Origin of the sequence: Desulforamulus ruminis DSM 2154, from assembly GCF_000215085.1 — a bacterium.
GTDB lineage: Bacteria > Bacillota > Desulfotomaculia > Desulfotomaculales > Desulfotomaculaceae > Desulfotomaculum > Desulfotomaculum ruminis.
This window is the reverse complement of sequence record NC_015589.1, coordinates 672701-692197: the sequence shown is the minus strand read 5'-3', so window position 1 is coordinate 692197 and position 19497 is coordinate 672701. Positions and strand designations below refer to the sequence as shown.

The 19497-nt window shown below is 50.7% G+C and carries 21 protein-coding genes; 4 read left to right on the top strand and 17 right to left on the bottom strand.

Annotation, left to right across the window (positions count from 1 at the left end; all coding sequences use genetic code 11):
* From cpaB to DESRU_RS21700, 16 genes are all read right to left on the bottom strand, one after another.
* The gene (gene cpaB / locus DESRU_RS03370) at positions 1 to 639 is read right to left on the bottom strand and encodes a Flp pilus assembly protein CpaB (RefSeq protein ID WP_013840719.1); all 639 of its coding nucleotides are present in this window, start codon (positions 637 to 639) and stop codon (positions 1 to 3) included.
* Entirely contained in the window at positions 611 to 1657 is a 1047-nt protein-coding gene (locus DESRU_RS03365; protein WP_013840718.1) for a nucleotide-binding protein, read from the bottom strand. Before DESRU_RS03365 ends, cpaB begins: the two co-directional genes overlap by 29 nt.
* Positions 1654 to 2886: a CpaE/TadZ family protein gene (locus DESRU_RS03360; protein ID WP_013840717.1), complete on the bottom strand. Its 1233-nt coding sequence runs from the start codon at positions 2884 to 2886 to the stop codon at positions 1654 to 1656. Before DESRU_RS03360 ends, DESRU_RS03365 begins: the two co-directional genes overlap by 4 nt.
* Positions 2873 to 4699: a diguanylate cyclase gene (locus DESRU_RS19710; RefSeq protein ID WP_013840716.1), complete on the bottom strand. Its 1827-nt coding sequence runs from the start codon at positions 4697 to 4699 to the stop codon at positions 2873 to 2875. Before DESRU_RS19710 ends, DESRU_RS03360 begins: the two co-directional genes overlap by 14 nt.
* 22 nt (positions 4700 to 4721) lie before the next feature.
* A complete protein-coding gene (locus DESRU_RS03350; protein WP_013840715.1) occupies positions 4722 to 5720 on the bottom strand; it encodes a peptidoglycan DD-metalloendopeptidase family protein in 999 nt (332 codons plus the stop codon).
* A gap of 66 nt (positions 5721 to 5786) precedes the next feature.
* Positions 5787 to 8198, bottom strand: coding sequence for a hypothetical protein (locus DESRU_RS20710; protein ID WP_013840714.1), 2412 nt, complete (start codon positions 8196 to 8198; stop codon positions 5787 to 5789).
* On the bottom strand, positions 8188 to 10584 hold the full coding sequence (locus tag DESRU_RS03340) for an ATP-binding protein (RefSeq protein WP_013840713.1): 2397 nt from the start codon (positions 10582 to 10584) through the stop codon (positions 8188 to 8190). The genes DESRU_RS20710 and DESRU_RS03340 overlap by 11 nt, the downstream gene beginning before the upstream one ends.
* Positions 10584 to 10961 (bottom strand): TcpE family conjugal transfer membrane protein, encoded by a 378-nt coding sequence (locus DESRU_RS03335; RefSeq protein WP_013840712.1) that lies wholly within the window; start codon positions 10959 to 10961, stop codon positions 10584 to 10586. The genes DESRU_RS03340 and DESRU_RS03335 overlap by 1 nt, the downstream gene beginning before the upstream one ends.
* 49 nt (positions 10962 to 11010) lie before the next feature.
* Positions 11011 to 11319, bottom strand: a complete 309-nt coding sequence (locus DESRU_RS03330; RefSeq protein ID WP_013840711.1) for a hypothetical protein — start codon at positions 11317 to 11319, stop codon at positions 11011 to 11013.
* 27 nt (positions 11320 to 11346) lie between these two features.
* The gene (locus DESRU_RS03325; protein WP_013840710.1) at positions 11347 to 12270 is read right to left on the bottom strand and encodes a conjugal transfer protein; all 924 of its coding nucleotides are present in this window, start codon (positions 12268 to 12270) and stop codon (positions 11347 to 11349) included.
* Positions 12271 to 13353: a hypothetical protein gene (locus DESRU_RS03320; protein WP_013840709.1), complete on the bottom strand. Its 1083-nt coding sequence runs from the start codon at positions 13351 to 13353 to the stop codon at positions 12271 to 12273.
* A 14-nt stretch (positions 13354 to 13367) separates the two neighbouring features.
* Complete coding sequence (locus DESRU_RS03315) at positions 13368 to 13709, bottom strand: hypothetical protein (protein WP_013840708.1); 342 nt, start codon at positions 13707 to 13709, stop codon at positions 13368 to 13370.
* A gap of 552 nt (positions 13710 to 14261) precedes the next feature.
* The gene (locus DESRU_RS03310) at positions 14262 to 14477 is read right to left on the bottom strand and encodes a DUF2688 domain-containing protein (RefSeq protein ID WP_013840707.1); all 216 of its coding nucleotides are present in this window, start codon (positions 14475 to 14477) and stop codon (positions 14262 to 14264) included.
* Positions 14474 to 14698, bottom strand: a complete 225-nt coding sequence (locus tag DESRU_RS03305) for a hypothetical protein (RefSeq protein WP_013840706.1) — start codon at positions 14696 to 14698, stop codon at positions 14474 to 14476. Before DESRU_RS03305 ends, DESRU_RS03310 begins: the two co-directional genes overlap by 4 nt.
* A 140-nt stretch (positions 14699 to 14838) precedes the next feature.
* The gene (locus tag DESRU_RS03300) at positions 14839 to 15303 is read right to left on the bottom strand and encodes a hypothetical protein (protein ID WP_013840705.1); all 465 of its coding nucleotides are present in this window, start codon (positions 15301 to 15303) and stop codon (positions 14839 to 14841) included.
* A 293-nt stretch (positions 15304 to 15596) separates the two neighbouring features.
* Complete coding sequence (locus tag DESRU_RS21700) at positions 15597 to 15812, bottom strand: aspartyl-phosphate phosphatase Spo0E family protein (RefSeq protein WP_041275276.1); 216 nt, start codon at positions 15810 to 15812, stop codon at positions 15597 to 15599.
* Between the two features lie 386 nt (positions 15813 to 16198).
* Here DESRU_RS21700 and DESRU_RS03290 point away from each other — a divergent pair, with 386 nt between their 5' ends.
* The 3 genes from DESRU_RS03290 to DESRU_RS03280 all read left to right on the top strand — a co-directional run bounded on the left by DESRU_RS03290 (position 16199) and on the right by DESRU_RS03280 (position 18403).
* Positions 16199 to 16726, top strand: a complete 528-nt coding sequence (locus DESRU_RS03290) for a manganese catalase family protein (RefSeq protein ID WP_013840703.1) — start codon at positions 16199 to 16201, stop codon at positions 16724 to 16726.
* A gap of 255 nt (positions 16727 to 16981) precedes the next feature.
* Positions 16982 to 17929 (top strand): NAD(P)H-dependent flavin oxidoreductase, encoded by a 948-nt coding sequence (locus tag DESRU_RS03285; RefSeq protein ID WP_013840702.1) that lies wholly within the window; start codon positions 16982 to 16984, stop codon positions 17927 to 17929.
* 174 nt (positions 17930 to 18103) lie between these two features.
* A complete protein-coding gene (locus DESRU_RS03280; protein WP_013840701.1) occupies positions 18104 to 18403 on the top strand; it encodes a zinc-ribbon domain containing protein in 300 nt (99 codons plus the stop codon).
* Positions 18404 to 18473: 70 nt separating this feature from the next.
* Here DESRU_RS03280 and DESRU_RS03275 read toward each other — a convergent pair whose 3' ends face one another.
* Entirely contained in the window at positions 18474 to 18782 is a 309-nt protein-coding gene (locus DESRU_RS03275; RefSeq protein ID WP_013840700.1) for a helix-turn-helix domain-containing protein, read from the bottom strand.
* 213 nt (positions 18783 to 18995) lie between these two features.
* On the opposite strand from DESRU_RS03275, the gene DESRU_RS03270 reads away from it, so the two are divergent.
* Positions 18996 to 19259 carry a ribbon-helix-helix domain-containing protein gene (locus DESRU_RS03270; RefSeq protein WP_013840699.1) on the top strand — a complete coding sequence of 88 codons (264 nt, stop codon included), beginning with the start codon at positions 18996 to 18998 and terminating at the stop codon, positions 19257 to 19259.
* Positions 19260 to 19497 lie beyond the last annotated feature (238 nt).

The following is a 19497-nucleotide window of genomic DNA, read 5'->3' as shown; positions in this document are numbered from 1 at the left end:
TTAATTTTTAGGTAAAAGCGTAAATAGGAATTTAGCCGACTCCGCATGGGCCAGCATGATTTTGTCAATCTCCTCCGGAGTCAAGGCCACAACCACGGCGGCGCTGCTTTTGTTTTGGGTGTTGGCAGTTGCAGTAACCAGCAATACCGGTACATTTTCAGCCACTGTTTTTTTCTTTTCGGCTCCATTAATGGCTCCGGTGATAATGGCGTGAATATCCACCCTGGAGCCGGACTGCACCTGATCGCCCACGGTGGTGTCCAGATCCCGTCCAAAGGCCAGGGCTTTTCTACCCGGGTAATCCTTGAGCATCCCCTCCGCCCCAAAGCTTTCCATGGGTTTGAACATGGATTGTCTTAATACGGTATCCTGGGGAATCACGCCCCGGGGGGCTTTCCCCTGCAGATCCGTTATGGAGTACACCGTATCCTGCGGCAGATCCCGTTTGTTTTTGGGTTTGGTAACAATCTCTTTGGCCGTCAGTTCGACGCCGGGACCGATGTCCACGGCTGCCACCAGCACATCTTTGTTGCCCGCAATTTTTTTCCATTCATAAGAGGCCGCCACGGCGGTTAAAAGGGCAAAGACCGCCCCCAGAATGAGCATCACTTTATAGTTTCTGAGCAGGTTTGAAAGCATGATCTTTCTCCTTCATTTCAATTTGATTTAAAAGGGCTGCCATTTCGCCAATCCGGGCCGCCAGGATCTCGCTGCCCCGGTCATCATTGACCGGCCGGTACTGGTCCAGTACCGCCTGGCATCCTTCGGCATCGGCCGGGATCTCCAGCTGAGGTCGCATCCCCAGAATATCCTCCGCCACAGCACCATAGGTACCTATATAGACCCTGGGAATGCGGTTGGCTACCAGCATATCCTGAACCAATCCGGTCTGTTTAAGCATTTCTGCAGTCTGTTCCAGTGTTCTCAGGTCGTAATCAACCAGCAGAATTTTCATGGCCCCGGGGGCTACCGGCGGATGCTTGGAGCCGGTCAGGGGCGGGCAGTCAATGATAACCCGGTCGTAGCTGCCCTGCAGCTTTTCCAGCAACGGTGACAGGTTTTCCCCACCTTTGATCGGATGGGGAATATAGATATCGCCCCGGATAGTCCGGGCAAACCGGTATCCGTTTCCTTCCGCCAGAGGCGGTTTGGCCATATAGTAAACCGTGTATGGGGGTTCACCCAGGTCGACCAGGGCCACCTTTTCACCGCAGTTAGCGTAGTGGAAGGTCAGGGCGGTGGCTAATGTGGTCAGGCCAACACCCCCTTTAAAACTGAGCAGTGCGATAATCCGGGTCTGTTTGGGTTTATTTGGCTCCTGCTGGTAATTCGGGTCGGTTGGGAACTGGCTTTTAAACGCCAGGATTTTTTCCTGCAGGGACCGGGTGGATATTTTTTGACCCGGCTGGAGCAGAAAGAGATTGGTTTCTGCCACCCCCTGCCGGGTCGCCTGGTCAATGTATTCCATGGCCCCTTTCTGATCCACCGGAACGATGAGGAGGGTTCTGACCGGTTGACTGATCTCCGGAGTATCCGCCCCCTGATAGAGGTAGATCAATACATCGGCCTCTTCCTTATGGCCGGCAATCGGCAGCGCAACGGTCTCGGCCAGTTTCTGAAGTATTTCTGCCGGCAGGTTGCTGTAAATTCCCCTCATGCCTTAATCCTCCTTTTTCCTTTCCATATGCAAAGCAGGGTTTTTAACCGGCCCCAGAGACTGGCCCTGGAATCCGGCCGGTTGGCCCCGGAGAACGAAAAAGGCAACTGCTGATAGGCGATCTGCCAAACGTCTTCTCCGGCCGGAGACCCTTTCATCTGCACTGTGGCTCTCCGGCTGCGCCGGGCCGTATTAACCCCCTGCCGGTCCATCCGGATGGAGGCGTATTCGTTATATTGAAGCCGGGAAGCCACTTCATCCGGGGCAAAATATCCCTGGGGGTTGACCATGTTGATAACCAGTTTGGATTTTTGCTTTAGATTCGGACCGGCCAGGGCTAAAAATTCCCTTACTTTACCCAAGCTTTTGATTTCCTGATCGGCCACCAGAAAAATGGTGTCGGCCAGGGTCAGGGCGGTCCGGATATGGGGTTGGGCAAAGTCCAGGCCTCCGTCGATCATCACCAGGTCAAAGGATTCGGTTAGGGTGCAGATCAGTTCTTCAATTTCATGACCGGGTATCTCCGTATTGATGGTGGGATAGGCCGGTACCACATAAAGTCCGGAGCTGTGCCGGAGAATGCTTTCTTTCAGGTTGTCCCGGGGAAATCCCCGCCAGTTGGCCAGCGTCATCCAGCCGTCCCGGGGAACCCGGGCCTTTTTGTCAATGACCTTTTTCCGGTTCTCCGGATCAACCAGCCCGGCGGCGAAATCCAGTTCACTGGAACGCAGATCCAGATCCAGGGCCACCGCATCAATGCCCTTTAAGGCCGTGCAGACTGCCAGGTTCAGGGACAGAAAGGTTTTTCCCACGCCTCCGGCAGTGGAGAAGGAGATGGCCACGTGGCACTGCGAATTTTTCCTGGTTTTCCGGCCCACTGCCAGCTGTCGGCTGCTTTCTCCGGCCATCTCCGGCCCTTTCAAGTAAAGATCATCTTCAAAGATGGCAACGGCCGGATTTCTTTGACTCTCAGTATATTGGCTTAGTTCGGCTGTCAACTGGGAAAGGGCGACGGGTTTGGCTCCCACAGCCTGAATTTCTTTCATCTCCGCCAGAGAAAGCATTCCCGTGATGACCACCCAGACCGGCACTCCTTCGGGAAGTGCTGCCAGTTCAGAACGGTTTTCCGGCAGTTCCAGGACAACGCAGGTTGCACCGTTTAGATCCTCGGTTAACGGATAAGCCCCCAGGGCCTCTTTCAGGCTGCCTGAGCCTTTAAGATAGATCAAAATCATCCCCTCCAATGTAAGTGGCCTTCAGGTCTTGTTGTTGGCGGATCGCCCGGGCAATTTGGGAGTGATCCAGGCCCGTATGTACAATGACCCGGCTTTTTTTAAGGCACTGACGGATCAGATCCATCAGTGCCCGGATGTCTCTTGCTTCAATATCGCTGAACTCTCTGTCCATCCCGAAAAAGGTGACGGGGTGTACGGTAAAAGGGTCTGCCGCCAGACCCATGCGCCAGTCATGCCTCCAGAGCAGGCCGGGCTCAATCCCCAGCCGGAAGCCCAATTGAGACTGATCCGGGTCAGCCTCAATCCAGGTTACCGGGTCTTGGTTTTTTGCCTGCAGCCTTTCCAGGAGGTCCTCGGCTCCAACTCCCCTCAGAATGACCAACGGGTCCTCCGGAAGCGTCACTTTGGATTGAACCGGTTTCACCGCCACTGATACCGCAACTTCTACCCGCCCGCGTCCAGAACGCTTTACGCGGTAGAGGGCATCATCGGCGGCTTTCAGTATTTCTTCCGGGGAGTGGCCATGGGTTCCGCTTTGTGCCAGGCCGCCGGAAAACAGGACCGGCTTGTTGCCGATCAAAGGAAATCTTCGGCTGTTCCACCGGATACACATTTTTTCCGCCAGCACCAGCGCGCCATCCAGTTGGGTATCTGCCAGGACAATTAAGAACTCATCGCCGCCATACCGAATCACATCATCCGATTGACGGGTGGAAGCCCGGAGAAACTGCCCAAACTGCCGGAGGATTTCATCCCCTGCGGCATGGCCATAGGTATCATTGATTAATTTGAAATGATCCAGGTCACAAAACAGGACGCTGTATCCCTTCGACTCAGACAAAATCTTTTCCAACGCTCCCCGGGTGAGGCAGCCGGTTAAGTGATCGGTTGTCCTGTCTGAAAGCGCCCGGACCGTGTTGGTTGTGATTTCCTGATATGTCTCTCCTTTCAAATCCTCCATTGGCAGGTCTTTCGGTGACTGTTCCGGCGGAGGCCCCATATCACCTAAAGGCAAAGTAGGTGAAAGCACATTCTCATCACCATTTATGACTAAATCAGGGTCTGGGAGCACCGGTTTTGTTTCAATTTCTGCCGGCACGTCCCTCCGTTTTGCTTTACCCTGGAACCAGCTCAGCAAAGAGGTATTCTTCTCATTGGAATCTCCGGTCAGTGCTAAAACTATCTCCTCATAGGCTTTGGCAACGTTCTTTCCGCAATAGAGGATGGGTATCCGGGTCTGGATGGCTTTTTTCGCTGCCGTAATGTTTTCCGGAATATGAAAGCCGGAAGGGACATGAAACCAGCGTTCCATGTCCCTGGGGTGGTAGATGTTTTTCTTCGAGACCTTATTGACCACCAAATGATACTTTTGCGGCAGAGCCCTCCGAATTAAGCATCTTTCGCTTAATTCCGTGACCAACAGAGTCATCATCCCGGCTTGCTGATAAAGCGCCTCTTTCTCTTCCTTTAAAGGCCCCAAATCCAAAAGCACATGCTCATAGTTTTTGCGGACCTCCTTGACGATCTCAACCCCCAAAGAAGGTTCAATGGAAGACATTCGGTCTGATCCGGGCAGAACATCCAAGCCCTGCCGGGTTTTTAGGAAAGATCCCTGCTTCCAGTTTAATACCGTGGGGTAATTGCCTTCCTGCATCCTTTCGGTAAGCCCCAGGGCGTTCAGCAGCGTGTTGTGCCCCGAAAGTTCGATCAGGATGGTCGGCCCGGCGGCGGCCATTAAGGTGGCCATATTGGCCGCCACCGTGGAGGTCCCCACCGCAGGGGCAGCTCCCAGCACAGCGATGATCATTTTTTATCCCTCCTTCTTCTGTCTAACGATTGCCGGACTCGATCTTAAGCCATTCCTTTGGATTGCAGGGGCTGTTGTTGACATACACCCCGAAATGCAGGTGCGGCGCAGTGGAGGAACCGGTACTGCCCACATAGCCGATCACCTGCCCGGCCCGTACATTCTGCCCCTCACGCACGGCAAACCCGGACATGTGGCCGTAGACATTGAGACAGTCTTTCGTTAATACCTGTACACACAGACCATAGCCTCCGTAATATTTGGCCATGGTCACCCGGCCGTCTGCAGCTGCAACGATGGGTGTTCCCTGGGGAGCCCCAATATCAATCCCCTCGTGAAAAAGCCTTTTCTTTTTGATCGGATGAGGTCGATATCCAAAGTCCGAGGTGATATTCAAATAACCCGGCAGGGGCCAGATTCCATTGCCCGTTGGGACCATGGTGGCGGAGTAACCGGAGGCGATGGTTAGGATAGTGTTCACATAGCCCCAGTCATGGTTATAGGCATAAATGGCATTGGACGGATTTTTCTCGAAGCCGCTGGCCTGAAGATAGTTTGCCGCGCTGTAGATGGCGTCCCAGGCATTGGACGGGTCGCAGATTCCATCCCCGTCACCGTCCTGTTTATAAGCCTGCCAGGTGGCCGGCATGAACTGCATGAAACCGATGGCGCCGGCACTGGAGACTTTGATGTTTTTTCCAAAGTCGGTTTCCGTTTTGGCGATGGCCGCCAGAATGGCCCAGGAAACGCCAAATTTCTCCTGGGCATTCACAAAGACGGGCATGAGTTCCGAAGGAATTTCGGCTTTGGCAATATTCGAAGCCGTACCGGATTTAAACCCGGTGGACAGGTTCACCATACCGGAAAGTACGGCGGAGATACACATGCCCAAAAGAAGGAATCCCAGCACGGCCAGCAGGGCAATGGCTGCCAGAATGCCGACCATTTTGTTCCGATAGCTTTCATCCTGGGCGATTTTACCGGCTCCATAGGCTGCTTTAGCAGCTGTCATCAGATTCATAGGTCACCTCCCCGGGATGCCGTCCATAAAAAAAGGCGGCCCATCGGCCGCCTAAAAGGATTAAAGCTATTCTTTTTCTTCCATGGGCGTTTCAAGGTGAAACGTTGTTTTCGTTTCCTCCCGGGCATGCTCTGTCCTTGATTCAAGTACTTTTGTCTGAGCCTGGTTTGTCCCGGCCACCAGGGCGTCATATTTCTGCCGCATCCCGTTCTCTTCCCCGGGCCGTCCCCCGGTCTTGCCCGCCGCCATAGCCTGATATTTTTCCATCAGTCCGGCATCGGCCGGCGCCTGTTTCATCTGCTCATAACGGGTTCTCAGGTCTTTTCCTGGCTCCCGGGCGGAAGCCCTTTCGGATTTCGTCACCACAGTCTCTCCCGGCTCTCTGACGGTTTCCCGGGACTCCGGGGCGTGTTCCTGATTCATTTGGATCATCTCCTGACCGGTTGATTTTGCAGGTTCCTTCTGAGTACTGACTCTCGATTGGCTGGTCTGGTTTAAGGAAGTTTTGCCGGAAACTTTCCGGGTTTTACTTTGTACCGTCCCCTCCTTTTGCTTTGCCTCGGCCCCGTCCAGACTCCAGGGGACCTTTTCCAGGGGCTGATTCCATGCTTCCTTGGGCGGAGGGTTGTTTTTCAGTTCCTTTCGCCGGTCCTGCATGATTTCCAACAGCGAGCGATCATCGCTCCCCTCCGGGGAAGCCGTCGCCGACGCCTTTGCGGCGTTCGGGGCTTCCTTCTTCTTCCGGGCGGGACTTCCCTGGGCATTTAAATCCATGGACGCATCGGACCGGGAAGAAGATCCCCCCGCCTTCCTTTTTCTCCCTCCCCTGAAATCCATGAAGTCAACGGCCATATCCGCCAGTCCGATTCTTCTTACCAGCCTGAGCATGGCCGCTGTTTTAAGCATGCCGGCTGCCGGATTACCAACTTTGGAATACCCTTTTTGAGCCGAGTCCAGGATGGCATTAAAGAACTTTTTCCGGAAGTAGGCGGCGCCCCCAAACAGCACTGTCAGAGTTAGCATGGCCCATCCAACCTGCCCCCCTTCCAGGAAAAGCATGACCACAATGGTGGCAAGACAGAGGACCAGGGACAGGTACAGGCCGTAGATTAAAAGGGTCAGCAGAAATTTAAGCACGTTCTTAAAGTATTTGGCTGCCAAATCCCATCCCTGGACAGGAATGACCATTGCCAGCAGGGCTCCCGGGAGAATCAACAGAAGACCCGCCAGCATGAATTTGGAAAAGATCACCGGGGCCGCCACCAGAACGGTCAGAAGAAAGAAGGCTGCCGCCGGGAAAAGCGTTAGAGCGGCCGTGACTTTGTGCTCTCCGGCATTTTCCGCGCTCAGCCCCACCATGCTGCCGCTGTGATTCCCATGATCAATGGATTCCCCTTCGATAAACTTTAGATATTTTTTATTGGGTCTGGCCAGGGCTTCCACCACCGAATCCCGGTAGCTGCCCACGGTTCCCAGGTACAGGGTGTCAATTCGCATGCCCGGCTGCACATGCTCCAGCCTTTTCAGGTCGCTGTCCAGCAGCTCGTATTCCCCTTCGGTCAATTTTAAGTTTTTTTCATCCGCCGTCCCAAAAAGGGACACCGCCCAGGGAGCGCCGATGATGGCGTTCCAGGTGCACTGCCCCATGGCCACCAGTCCCCGGTCCAGAGGGTCGGAAATCCCTTTCGTCTGCTGACTCTGGGAGGTAAAAGAACCGAAGGCCTCCAGAAATACGCCGGTTACGGAATCGGTTGTTTTGGTCACGCTGCGAATGATGGGTTCTGCATTGGCGATGAAGTAAAAAACCCCGCCCACGGCCAAGCAGGCTAAAAGCACGGCGCTTAACACCGAAGTTAACTGTCCTTTAAGGAAATGAAAGACCGCATAAATCATCAGGAGAATGCTTCCCGCGGTCAGCATCAAAAAGGTGACATCGCCATCCGGATCAAAAATGCTCCGCATCCCTTCGCCGATCCAGCCCACCATGCCGGCGACAATGTCCATGTTAAAGGCAAAAACGCAGAGATTAATGGATAGCCGGGTAAGGCTTTTACTGACCGCAAAAATCAGGTTGGCAAAGATCTCTTCGGTGGCGGCCGCAGCCTTTCCGGCCATGGAGGTAAAGCCCCAACTGCCTTCGGGGTCGGCATGGTCAAACTTCCAGCGACTCATGGGCCAGTTTTCCCAGATGGCGTATTTGGGATCGGCAATGACGCCCAGGCCGCTTGTGGCCGCGCCGGTGACCACCGTAACCGCCCCAAAGGGTCCGGATAGGGCGGTGGCCACCGGGGCCGTTGATAAGACACTCAGGCCCACCGGCATAAACAAGGAGCCTTCCTGGTTTTTCTCGGTTTCAATGTCTCCCACCAGGTTATGTTCCAGGGCGTCTTCATCGCCAACCATGGCATAGGCGGAGGTTAGGATGGAAAAGACCATGGTGAACAGCAGGAAGAGGACGATACCTTTTTTAAACCGCATTTTTCTTCGCCTCCTTGGGTGAGGTGTCGAAGAGGTCAATGAGATCTTCCGGATGGGGGTGAATGTAGACTCTTCCAATGCGGCCCAGGGCGTCTCGCATGATGCACCAGCCGCTGCTGAGGTTGGGATACTGCGCCGCCAGGCCGGTTTTCAGCGCCTCCTCATCCATATCCGCCCCCAGCAGATCAAGGTTGGCTTTGATCTCGTTCTTTTCCGCCGTCCGGAAGGTAAAAATGTAGCTGATGTTATTTCTCAAACCTTGGAAGTCCTCGACATCCGTGGTATTCTGGGTGCCTAGTATTGGTATGGCCCCGTGACTTCGGGCGCCCTTGCGGATCAGGGAATCAATGACCCGTTTTCCTTCGCTGATATTCAGCATCATCCATGATTCATCAATGGGAATAATCTTCAGTATTTCCGGCGGAAGGGTAAAGGCCACCTCCTTGGCCATGGTGGAAGCCAGATAGAGCAATCCCAATCCCTGCCGTTCATTCGGGGAGATGCCCAGTTTCAGGCGTTCCGCCGACTCCGGCAGGGGCAGTCCCTGCATGTTGACCACGGTAGCCCGGGCGATATTCTGGGTGTGTCCGGTACCGAAAACCAGCCGTCCCAGGTCGCTGTTTCGGATGTCCTCCAGCAGCAGGGCACATTTGTAGGCCTCTTCCCGGAGATTTTGATCCGGGAGGATTTCCTGGATCTCCCGAAAAGCTTCCAGGCAGGAGTGCATGTTTCTTTTTTCTGGGGGTAACGCTGCCGTCATTTCCACGGCTTTTCCCACAACGATTCGCCTTGAATCGTTATCCTCCCGGATATTTAAAGCAATAAACAGATAGTCGGTGACAATGCCCTTGGCGGTAAGTGGGTCGCAGGAGATCATAAAGGGATTCAACTGGTCTTTCCCACCGGGGCAAAGATCGATTTTCGTGATCGGAAACAGCTTTTCCAGTACGGCGTATTCATTCATTTTCGGATCAATCACAAAAACGTAGGCCCCGGCCAGGTAGGCCAGATAAATCAGGTATTTAATGAGCAGGCTTTTTCCGCCGCCCAGGGCACCGGCGATAAAACTGGCATTGGAGCGTTTCAGGATTCTGGCCGCATAGCCGGCTTTCCAGTGCACCGGGAAGGACCCGGTCCAGCCCAGCAGAGGGCCGGTCTCATCGCCCAGATCCAGTGAAACCGACGGACCGCCGGCAGCCAGAAATCCGGGATTGGCCTGGATCATCGGCGCCGCCGGTTTGGACCCGGGAATGAAGGAGTAAAAGCACTTCAGTTGATCTCCGATGGGCCGCACGGCATAAAACCCCCGGGTTGAATAGGTTTCTTTCAGGGTATTGGCGTTGGCCCGGAGGGTCTTTAGATCCCGGTCGGCCAGGCCGATGACGGTGGAGAATTTGGACAAGGGCTCTCCCGAGCCCAGTCGGCTGATCAGGTTTTTCGCCCGGTGGAGAGCATCATTTTCCTCCTCACTAGCCTCGTCATTGCCGCTTTCCGCCTCTTTGATCTGGCCTTTAAGAAACTTCCGCCGAGTAAGTACCTGTTTTTTGGCTTTGTGCGACTTGGTAATTTCAAAATGGACGGCCGCATCCACCGCCATTCCGATGACATCCAGGGAGGCCAGCCACTCGGCGCCGGTCAGAGGAAGTTCCCTGGGGACGTCCGGAAAGGTGATGAAGGTTTGGTACTGGACTTCGTCCGAACCGTTACGGATGGTGATGTAGGTGGGCGGCCGGCCGTCTATTTTGCAGCCGTCCGAAAAGGCCGACAGTATGGCCGGGGTAAAATGTCCTCCGTCCCGGGAAGCTAAAGGAGGCGGTAAAACCCCAACCCGTTTGGTGTTGCGGCGGAGGATAAAATCCAGGTCGGCGAAGACGGCCCGGCCGTGGGTGGCATGGCGGATTTTTTTAAATAACTCTTCTTCGGACTCCAGGGCTTTTTGCAGCCGCTGGGAATTGAGCAGCCAGCGTTCCGTCCCGCAAAAGGCCCCCATCACGGTATCCCGGCACTCCATTAAAAAGGCTCTCCAGTCATCTTCCAGGGCGGTGGCGCTTAGTTGGACCGCCAGGTATTTGCGGCGTTTTCTGGCCCCGGCTAAAAGGGTCCGGCGCACCTCGGCGGCATGGCGAAAGGCCTCTTCGCTGGGTTCCATGGCGGCAGCCTCCAGATACTCTCTTTCGCTTACGTACAGCTCCTCACATAAAAACAGCAGCATCCCCTTGCGGCCCTCCAGTCCCCAGAGAAGCTGTTCCATCTGTTTGATGACATGTTCCCGGATATACTTCGGCAGATTGTTATAGGGAAAGCTTTTCAGAGGATACAGGGCAAAGGGTTCTCCCTGCTGATTGAAAACAATATTGTTCTTGAAGGCGACCAGGGGAAACACCACTATTCCATCACCTCGCCCATGATCCATTTAGCCCGTAATTTCTTGCCCGGCTTAATTCTTTCGCCGGCAAAATTGATTACTTTGGGCTTGGTAAGGTAGTTAAAAAAATCAAAGAAAAAAGCCGGCATAAATTTGCCCTGCAGGTCAACGTTGGTTAAAACATAGGCGCCCAGTCCGGATAAAAACAGGGTGCACATAACCGGGTGCTCCGGCTGCAGCAGCGATCCAACCGGATAAAAGGGGATAAAGAAAATGGCCATCATCGCAATGATCTCCAGTGGAATGGGAACCGGAAGGGTCCGGTCCCCAAAGTTATAAATTGTAAAGTTAATTTTGAACAGTGATTTATAGCTTTGAAATGTCTGTTCCTGTTCCAAAAAATCACCTCACTGACATGAAAGAAGGATACCGCAGCCGGCATCCTTCCTATTTTCCAAAGATTAAATCGACAATGCTTTTGCCAATGCTTTTCAGTTGGTCAATTTCCGTTACAAACAAAATGATCGCGCCAATAACGGCGGCTACAACGGCTTTGGCCAGCTCTTTTTTTAAAAAAGCCACGATGGTTACGATTAAGACGGCGATGATCACATATTGTGCAAAGACTTCCTTGGTATTCCCGGCCCCTTCTTTGAGGTCTGCAAAGGCCATTCCGGGTGCCGCCAGGAAAAAGAAACACACCCAGAAGAGAACGGGTGCCCATTGACGCATTTTCATTTGTTTCATCCGATCCATAAGGGTCTCACCTCCTTCCAGCGTGGTCTACAGACCTGATCCGATGTCCTCAATCAGGTAGCCGTTTCCTTCTCCCGGATGCAGTTTAATATATAGGATCTGGTTGAGTGCACCGATGCCGGGGCCGGAAACGATAGCTTCCACCAGGAGTTTGCCCGGTTGTTTTTCATCGTCCGCCTGAACCCGGCTGACGCTTTCCAGTTTCCACTCTCCGGCCAGGGGCTGGATATCGGCCTCCGCCACGATGAATTGATTTAAGGGCTGCCCGCTGTAGTATAGGGTTAGGAACTGGTTGACAAAGGTTACGATTTCCGGAGAGGCAATTTTGGTACAGTCGGTTTTTAACAGGGAGCCTTTTTCCTGGGTTTCCGCGATCAAAACCGGCATTCCGGCAATGGTTGGGGGATCTTCGGCGCGGTTGACCACGGTTTCCACGCAGATCAGCTGGTCCACCCAGCCCTGGGTGTTTTCTGTGTCGATTGTCTCTTGGGAACGCAGGTCCTCTAAATCTTTCCGGGTGATGGCCACAAGCGTTTCATGGACTTCCCCGGTGTTCACCGGAGTGAGCCGGCGGGTATGCAGCAGCACCTTTACCCGGTATAGATCCGGATCAATTTCCTGGACCCCAATGACGGAGGAGGAGGATACCTCCTGGATGGCTTCTGCCGGCTGGGGAAGCGTTGTTCCCTGCTTCAGGAATGCCGCCAGGCGGCGGCCGTAGTTTTCCTGGCTGCCGTTCCAGGTGGCCCACTCCACAGCGAAGGCCCGGGCCACTTCCCGTACTTCGTTGAGGGTCTTTTCCTGCTGCCGGGTGATGGCGGTGGCGGCAATTTCACCGGTTTTGTTCACGGTATTGACGCTCCGGACGGAAAGAATCAGCACCAGGAAAAGAAAGCCCCACAGGAGCGCGCCGGCGATGTTGCGGTAAAGCAGTCTGCGATTGAGGTTCAATTAGACGCCCCCTTCACCGATAAATTCCCGGCCGGCATCCAGGGTGCGGTCAAAGTCATCCCGGGTCAGGTAGTTGGATAGGGCGTAATATTGATCCACCAGAACTTTTTTCCCCTTCTCGTTGGTTTCGTACACACACTGCCGGCTGCCGGAAAGCCAGCAGAGCTGCCCCTCCATTTCTTTGGCCTCGGCTTCACTCCAGCCCTCCAGCCGCCAGGTCTCCCGATGGAGGCCGGTGGGATTTTTTAAAGCCTGCAGAAATCCGGGCAAGCTGTCATACAAAGGGCCGGAGGCGGTCAGGCTGATGATTTTTCCCCTTTCATCCCGGGAGGCGCGGATGGTTGCACACATCAGGGCTTGACCTTCCTTTTCCGGTGTTCCGCCTCCGGGGCCGGCGGCGTCCATAAAGGCATCCAGGTGCTTACGGATAATGGGGGATTGTTCGATGTAGCAGTTGTCCAGTCCCACCAGCCCTTCATAGATCTGCCAGCCCCCCACGCCCTGCATTTGATCTTCGTTTGCCTTGGTGTCTTTCAGCAGGCACCATTTGAAATTCCAGTTTTTTTGGAAGGCTCTGCGAATGGCTGGCAAATCCGACTTATCTTCCATGGCTTCCGCCAGGGCGGCCAGGCGGTCAACAAAGTCATTGACCCCGTATAGGTTGGTTTTGTAAACGCGCTCGGGCTTAATGGTCTTTCCCAGGGCATACCACTTCGGAGTGTCTATATCCAGGTCTTTGGGAGTGACCTTTTTAGCCTGAAAGATTTCATCGTTTTGACCGGCCCAACGATCCAGGGACCCTTCCATTTCCACGGTTTGATTCAGGTTGTCTAACAGGCTTTTTTTCGCTTCGGCGGTTACGGGGATCACCCGTTCAAATTTTTGGGACTGAATGAGTTCCCAGGCCAGGTTTTGTTTCTCAACATAAATGGAGCCATAGACAACGGCCGATTCCTGTCCGGAGTCATAGAAAATGACTTTGCCGGTCATTCGGGCGTTTTTGTAGTAGAGGCTGTTGTCGGATGCCAGGCAAAGGGTGGGAAATGCCAGCAGGAGGAACAGGAGCAGCAGAGCTCTTTTCATTTTTAACACCTTCTTTACGGAGTATTTTCAGGGACTGCCGGATTCACCGGGGTCGCATCCGTGGGAGTCCCGGGCGCGACGATGGACATAATTTTGTGACCAAGGCTTTTCAGCGCAACAGGGTCCACCTGGTAGAAAACAAGGGCGGTCACGCCCAGCAGGCCCAGCATAAGCAGGATATTTCGTTTTGTAAACATTTCATGGATGATACCGCAAAGGCAGGCGATGATCACGACATATTTTAGAAGCTCGATGAGGTTTATTCCCCCTTGGATAAAGCCGGTGGCGGCATAGGATGGCTCCGCCGTGATTAGACCTGCAAGGAGTACCGCACATACAGGAACCCATTTAAGCATCGGCTTCGCCTCCACGTCCCGGCCAAAGTTCGGTTTTTCCCTTTCCCTTTGACCCTCCTTTGCTTTTTTTTATGTTTCTCCGGATGGCCTTTCTCTTTTTGCTATTCAAGGCAACACCCCCTTTCTGGTATATAAAAAAAGCCCCGCATTCGACCCATGCGGGGCTTACAAAGGGAGAGTGATCCGCAACCTACCGGTCTCCCTGCTACCGGTAAGTCTCCTAAAAATAAAAATGCCCATGCTATCTGCACAGGCATTGATCAAGTAAGCTGTAGGACGTTTAACAAAAATGAGGTGTAATTTTCTCCATAGTATAAGAACGCGACAAATAAATAGGTGAGGAAGAATATTTTAGAATACAGTTTAAATTTAGCAGAAGTTCTTCCTGAATGTAAATCAGGTAAGATTAAGAACTCGTAAGCCCATAACAGTAATATAATAAAGCCCCATACTAAACTTTCCACCCATCCGGCTGATTGGCGGCTTTATCATTTTTTATCACATCCCTCAATTTTTGTTTTAAACGCTGCGTTGGAATGTGTTTTCAGATCATTACCGCCCCCGGCCAGATCGTAGATGTCCGAGAAGACCGGTGCCTTGTGCCCGGAGTATTTCCCCCAATTCCTCATTGGACATACAATCGGAGCAGATATCCCCAAACTTTACCTTGAGTTCTTCCATGCCGTACAGGGAACGATTGGTTTTTACCAACGATTTGCCGCACCGCTTGCATTGGGTAGTGACGATTTGAATTTTTTTAATCATCATCCCACCCTCTCGGTAAACGTTTTATCTGTCCCTGCCTCGCCCCCTCCCAAGGATGGGAGAGTCCCTTGCCGGAACCGGGGGCAACCGGTCACCATAATAATCTCAAACTGGGTTGAATCCTTTCTTCGGTAATCCAGCCCAGACCGGTCCCCCTGTGCAATCCAAGGGCAGAGTTGCGGTACCGCCATGGCGCACAGATTACATAAAGATACAGATGCCATTTTTTCCCTCCTTTTCAAGTCTCCACGACCTGAAATCTCAAGATAACGGGAGTTTGGAGCCATCTAAAAATCTCCCGTCCTCTAAAAACAAAAATACCCTTCAGCCGTTTTAAAATTTGGCCGAAGGGCAGTAATAATTTTTATGTTATCTCCTTAAGTTCCTTAGAAATCACCGGTAACCGGGTATATCTCATAATGTCTTTTACGGCTTTTTGAATCTCTATTTCCTTTGGTTTTTCAAAAAAATAACTATCGACCGCCTCGACCGTTTCTGGCTTGGTAATATTCCCTAAATATACGGTTAACTTATATCTAAAATCTATATTCGAAAAGAGTTTATCCATATCAATTTTCGAAGTCTCTTGTTCTTGGTTCTCTATACTCACCATGCAATCTTTCCATAACTTTTGCGCCAGAAAATCGTTTTGGCAACGCTTCATGATAATCTGTGCCGTATTATAATTTTCGTGATATAAACTATATAGAACGGAGAGCCAAGTGGGTCTGGGTTCTTCTCCCTGGGAGAGCCTTTTTGACTCTCTCCAGAATTCCTCATGAGCCTGTTCTCCATGCTCGCTCCAGAGGTCTTTTAGATCTTCTCTCATACTCATTACCACCTTAATATAAATTTTAGTTTATCAGGTTTTTATGTTATTTGATATTCTTTTAAGGTGCTTATGATTTTTTCTTATAACTACGCCCCCAGTGGGCTAGCACCTTGGTTCTTACTGCACTTTTTTCAATCTCTTTTTCTCCGAACTATTCCATTGTCCTTTTTTGGGGTGAGTACAATTATCCCTATACTTACATCCCTCGCAATTATAATCCATCAATCTTTTTGGATTCCAACAACTTCCAGGTGGAGGGATAAATGACTCTTCTTTCTTAAGAATGGAAACTATATGCAGCATTTTAAGCCACTCTGATAGGGCTGCTTTTTCTGCGCCTTAAGCACAGGCTTATCAAGCCATTGGCTGCATTTTACAACCCTCGGGTGAGTTCTCCCCACCTTCGACTCCAGTATATTCAGCCGCTTTCTCCCCAGCTTAATTAAAATGTCTATATAGTTTTTTATCCTCTTAGTCTTCCTATTTTTTACTTTTATCCAATACACTAAATCCACTCTCTTTTCCTTTTATTTTTTTGTACCATTTGTGAAGGCAATATTGGCATAGAAAATAAATGACTTTTTGAGATTTGAAAATTTGTATTGAGTTGCCTTTACAAGCTGGGCACTGACCCCGAATAACCAGAGAACCTGTTAGAGGTAAACCCAGCTGTTCATTCATCCCTGACTCCCCATTTCCCTTATAAAAACAAAAATCCTCAGGATGAATTGTTCCTGAGAATTCAATGACATTTATTAATTCGGAAATCGCGAAAAACAAATTAAAAATCTTTGCTATCCTTCCTGAAGCTATGTAACCTGCTTTACTTCGCAGATAAAGAATATTATATTTATAAATAATAGCACTGAAATTTTTTATCTCCTCGGAACCCTTGAAAACACTGGGTTTCTCCCGCCTGCAAAAACAGAAGTCTGGTGGTCCAGAGGGCGAATTATCCGCCTCTCTGCGCTATTTAAATATGCGCTATACCATGCCCACCGGTAAAGCCAAAGGGGTCTTAACGGATATTGGAACTGAAGAACTGGCGCACATGGAAATTGTAGCCACTCTGGTTTATAAGCTGTTGGAAGGGGCCTCGGTGGAAGCCATTAAGGCGGCGGATCTGGGAGCCCATTACGCGGACCATGGCAAATCCTTATACTGGGAAAATGCTGCCGGAGTCCCTTGGGTTGCGGCCTATGTATCGGCCACCGGCGATCCGGTAGCCGATCTGCATGAAAACCTGGCCGCTGAGCAAAAGGCCCGGGCGGTATATGAAAACCTTCTTTGCTTAACCGACGATCCCTGTGTAAAAGATGTGCTGTGCTGGCTGCGTGAGAGGGAAATTGTGCACTTCCAGCGTTTTGGGGAAACCCTGATGGAAGTACAGGATTTTTGTAAGCAAAAGAAATTTTATTAGCTGCAATAGGCTTAATCATCCCTTTATTAAGACTCCCTGGAATCCCGGGGAGTCTTTTTATTTTACAGCATTTTATTTTTATTAATGTTTTAGAAACAAAATGATAGCGTTAAAAATGGTTATAATTTATAGTAATAATGGAATTTAAAAAATTTGTTTTAAAAACTGGCTAAATTGTTAAGCTTTGTTTGCAAATTTCGTTCTTTTTTGTTTTAATAAAAAGGTATGTATTGGTTTATGGAAGGAGTAAGTTAAGTGAAATTTCCCACTTTATCGATCGGACGATTTACCCCCAGATACCCCATTATTCAGGGGGGAATGGCCGTCAGGGTATCCACTGCCCCCCTGGCCGGCGCTGTGGCAGATGCGGGCGGAATTGGCGTCATCGGGGCCACCGGAATGGACCCGGAGGAACTGCGGACGGAAATCCGCCAGGCCCGACAGATAGCCCCCAAGGGAATTATCGGCATTAACATTATGTTTGCCGCCAAGGAATTTGCCAAAATCGTTCGTACCGCTATTGATGAAAAAATTGATATGATTTTTACCGGTGCCGGCTTTTCCAGGGACATTTTTCCCTGGGGCAAAGAAGCCAATGTTCCCATTGTCTCCATTGTTTCCAGCGCGAAGGTAGCCAGACTGGCTGAAAAACTTGGCGCTGCGGCGGTGGTGGCTGAAGGAACAGAGGCCGGCGGTCACCTTGGAACAGATCGTTCCGTAAAAGATATTCTGCCGGAAATTAAAGCTGCCGTTAACATTCCTGTAATTGCAGCCGGTGGGATTACGGATGGTAAGGGTATTGCAGAAATGGTTCGTCTTGGGGCCGATGGCGTACAATTAGCCACTCGTTTTGTAATGAGTGTGGAGTGCACCGTGTCCGATGCTTTCAAGAAACTTTATCTTCAGTCCAGGCCTGAAGATGTGGTTGAGATTCTTAGCCCCGTTGGCTTACCGGGCAGAGCTTTAAAAAACAAATTGGTATCCCGTATTTTCAGCAATGATGCCCCGGAACCGGAAAACTGCAGGGAATGCCTCAAGCATTGTTCTCAGTCCTTCTGCATTATGGATGCTCTGGTCAACAGCCGTGACGGATACATCGACGAGGGGTTGGTTTTCTGCGGTCAAAACGTGCACCGGATTAAAGATATTCTCCCTGTAAAAACCATCTTTGATCGTCTCATTACCGAATTTGCCAACGCTTAATCCTTAAAGAACGATTGATTTTTTCCTATTATTGGTGGTATACTGGAACTGCCTCTAAAGTTTTTACCGTCTGGCTCTCGGCTATCCCCTCCGAAATTTAATCGGTGTCCTTTTGGGTAGTTCAGGGTTGGCACCGTGAAATTTAGGGAGTTCCATTATTCGGGGGAGATAGGTTTGTTTTCTGACAGGACTTTAAATTGCCGTGACTGTGGAGCCGATTTTGTGTTTACTGCGCGGGAGCAGGAGTTTTATGCCGAGAAGGGCTTCCAAAATGATCCTTCCCGTTGTCCTGCCTGCCGGGCTGCACGTAAACAGCGTACCCAGGGTAATGATGGTTACCGTTCTACTCAACGTCAAATGTATGACGCCATCTGCGACAATTGTGGCGCTGCCACACAAGTTCCCTTCCAGCCCAGCGGTACCAAACCCGTATACTGTCGTGAATGCTTCCAAGACATTAAAAACAGATACTAATTGTAAAATATTTGACTTCCGCCCAATTCAGGCGGAAGTCTTCATTATTTTTGTAAAATATCCCTGCCAATTAAACATGCAATTCTTCGTTTTTGATGGTTCTTGCCACCCGTCCACCGTGAATGGCTTCTTCATAATCAACTTCACTTTCCAGCTTCTCCCCGGTAATAAAATCCAGAGGAACGCCGCAGGTATCTGCTATTAAATTAAGGGGATCCCACTCGGGATAAAAGTTTCCTTTTTCAACTTTTTGTACCCACTTGGATGTTTCTCCTATCTTAAAGGCCAGCATTTTTTGAGTAAAGGGCTGGCCGCTTCTTTTGGCCCTGTTCTCGCGGGCCTGCTTAATCCTGAGGCCCATTTCTCTTGGGCTATACACGATATGGCAACCTCCTTTTCAAATGTTCCTTCCTATATTATTATCCCATCTTGCAGAGGTATAACTGGTAATTTTTCTGATATTAGCCAGGCATGAAAATCGGTTTATATAAAAGAGAATTTTACTTGCTTTTTCCATTTCAGGTTATTTAATCTTAATAATTCAACATAAGATATAGCATAACCAGTCCAGCAAAGCAAAGGAGGCCATACCATGCGCAGGCACAAAACCATTACCATTAGTATACCGGAAGATCTAATTGAATATTTGGATAAAAAGATTACTCAGATCAATCGAGGTTCCTTTGAAGAAACCAACCGGAGCCAGTATATTCGTTTATTGATTAAAAGAGACATGGCCAGTTTAGCCACCGGCCAGGTTTATAAATCCCCTTCCGAAGACCCTAGGGACGATTTGCAGGTTTCTGAACTGGACTTCTACGATTCCCTCCTTAGCCTCGGAGGATATAAAAGATAAAAAAAGGGACAGTGGCAAAACGACTTTGCATAGCGCTTGAAGAACGGCAGATACCCGGCGAACAACCGGGCTGATAAGAAATAGAACACGGATTGAACGGATGATACGGATCTACAAGGATTTTATTATAAATTATAAAATCCGTGAGAATCCGCGGAAATCCGTAAAATCCGCGTTCTATTCTCTTTTTATTTATTTTTTTGGAAAACAAAGGGTTGCGCAATCCAACCATTCCGGT

Bases quoted from the DNA above. Each gene is read 5' to 3' on its own strand.
- DESRU_RS20710 (WP_013840714.1), bottom strand. From the start codon at position 8,198: ATGCGGTTTAAAAAAGGTATCGTCCTCTTCCTGCTGTTCACCATGGTC.
- DESRU_RS03320 (WP_013840709.1), bottom strand. From the start codon at position 13,353: ATGAAAAGAGCTCTGCTGCTCCTGTTCCTCCTGCTGGCATTTCCCACC.
- DESRU_RS03305 (WP_013840706.1), bottom strand. From the start codon at position 14,698: ATGGCATCTGTATCTTTATGTAATCTGTGCGCCATGGCGGTACCGCAA.
- DESRU_RS03310 (WP_013840707.1), bottom strand. From the start codon at position 14,477: ATGATGATTAAAAAAATTCAAATCGTCACTACCCAATGCAAGCGGTGC.
- cpaB (WP_013840719.1), bottom strand. From the start codon at position 639: ATGCTTTCAAACCTGCTCAGAAACTATAAAGTGATGCTCATTCTGGGG.
- DESRU_RS03350 (WP_013840715.1), bottom strand. From the start codon at position 5,720: ATGAATCTGATGACAGCTGCTAAAGCAGCCTATGGAGCCGGTAAAATC.
- DESRU_RS03300 (WP_013840705.1), bottom strand. From the start codon at position 15,303: ATGAGAGAAGATCTAAAAGACCTCTGGAGCGAGCATGGAGAACAGGCT.
- DESRU_RS03330 (WP_013840711.1), bottom strand. From the start codon at position 11,319: ATGGATCGGATGAAACAAATGAAAATGCGTCAATGGGCACCCGTTCTC.
- DESRU_RS03270 (WP_013840699.1), top strand. From the start codon at position 18,996: ATGCGCAGGCACAAAACCATTACCATTAGTATACCGGAAGATCTAATT.
- DESRU_RS03315 (WP_013840708.1), bottom strand. From the start codon at position 13,709: ATGCTTAAATGGGTTCCTGTATGTGCGGTACTCCTTGCAGGTCTAATC.
- DESRU_RS19710 (WP_013840716.1), bottom strand. From the start codon at position 4,699: ATGATCATCGCTGTGCTGGGAGCTGCCCCTGCGGTGGGGACCTCCACG.
- DESRU_RS03365 (WP_013840718.1), bottom strand. From the start codon at position 1,657: ATGAGGGGAATTTACAGCAACCTGCCGGCAGAAATACTTCAGAAACTG.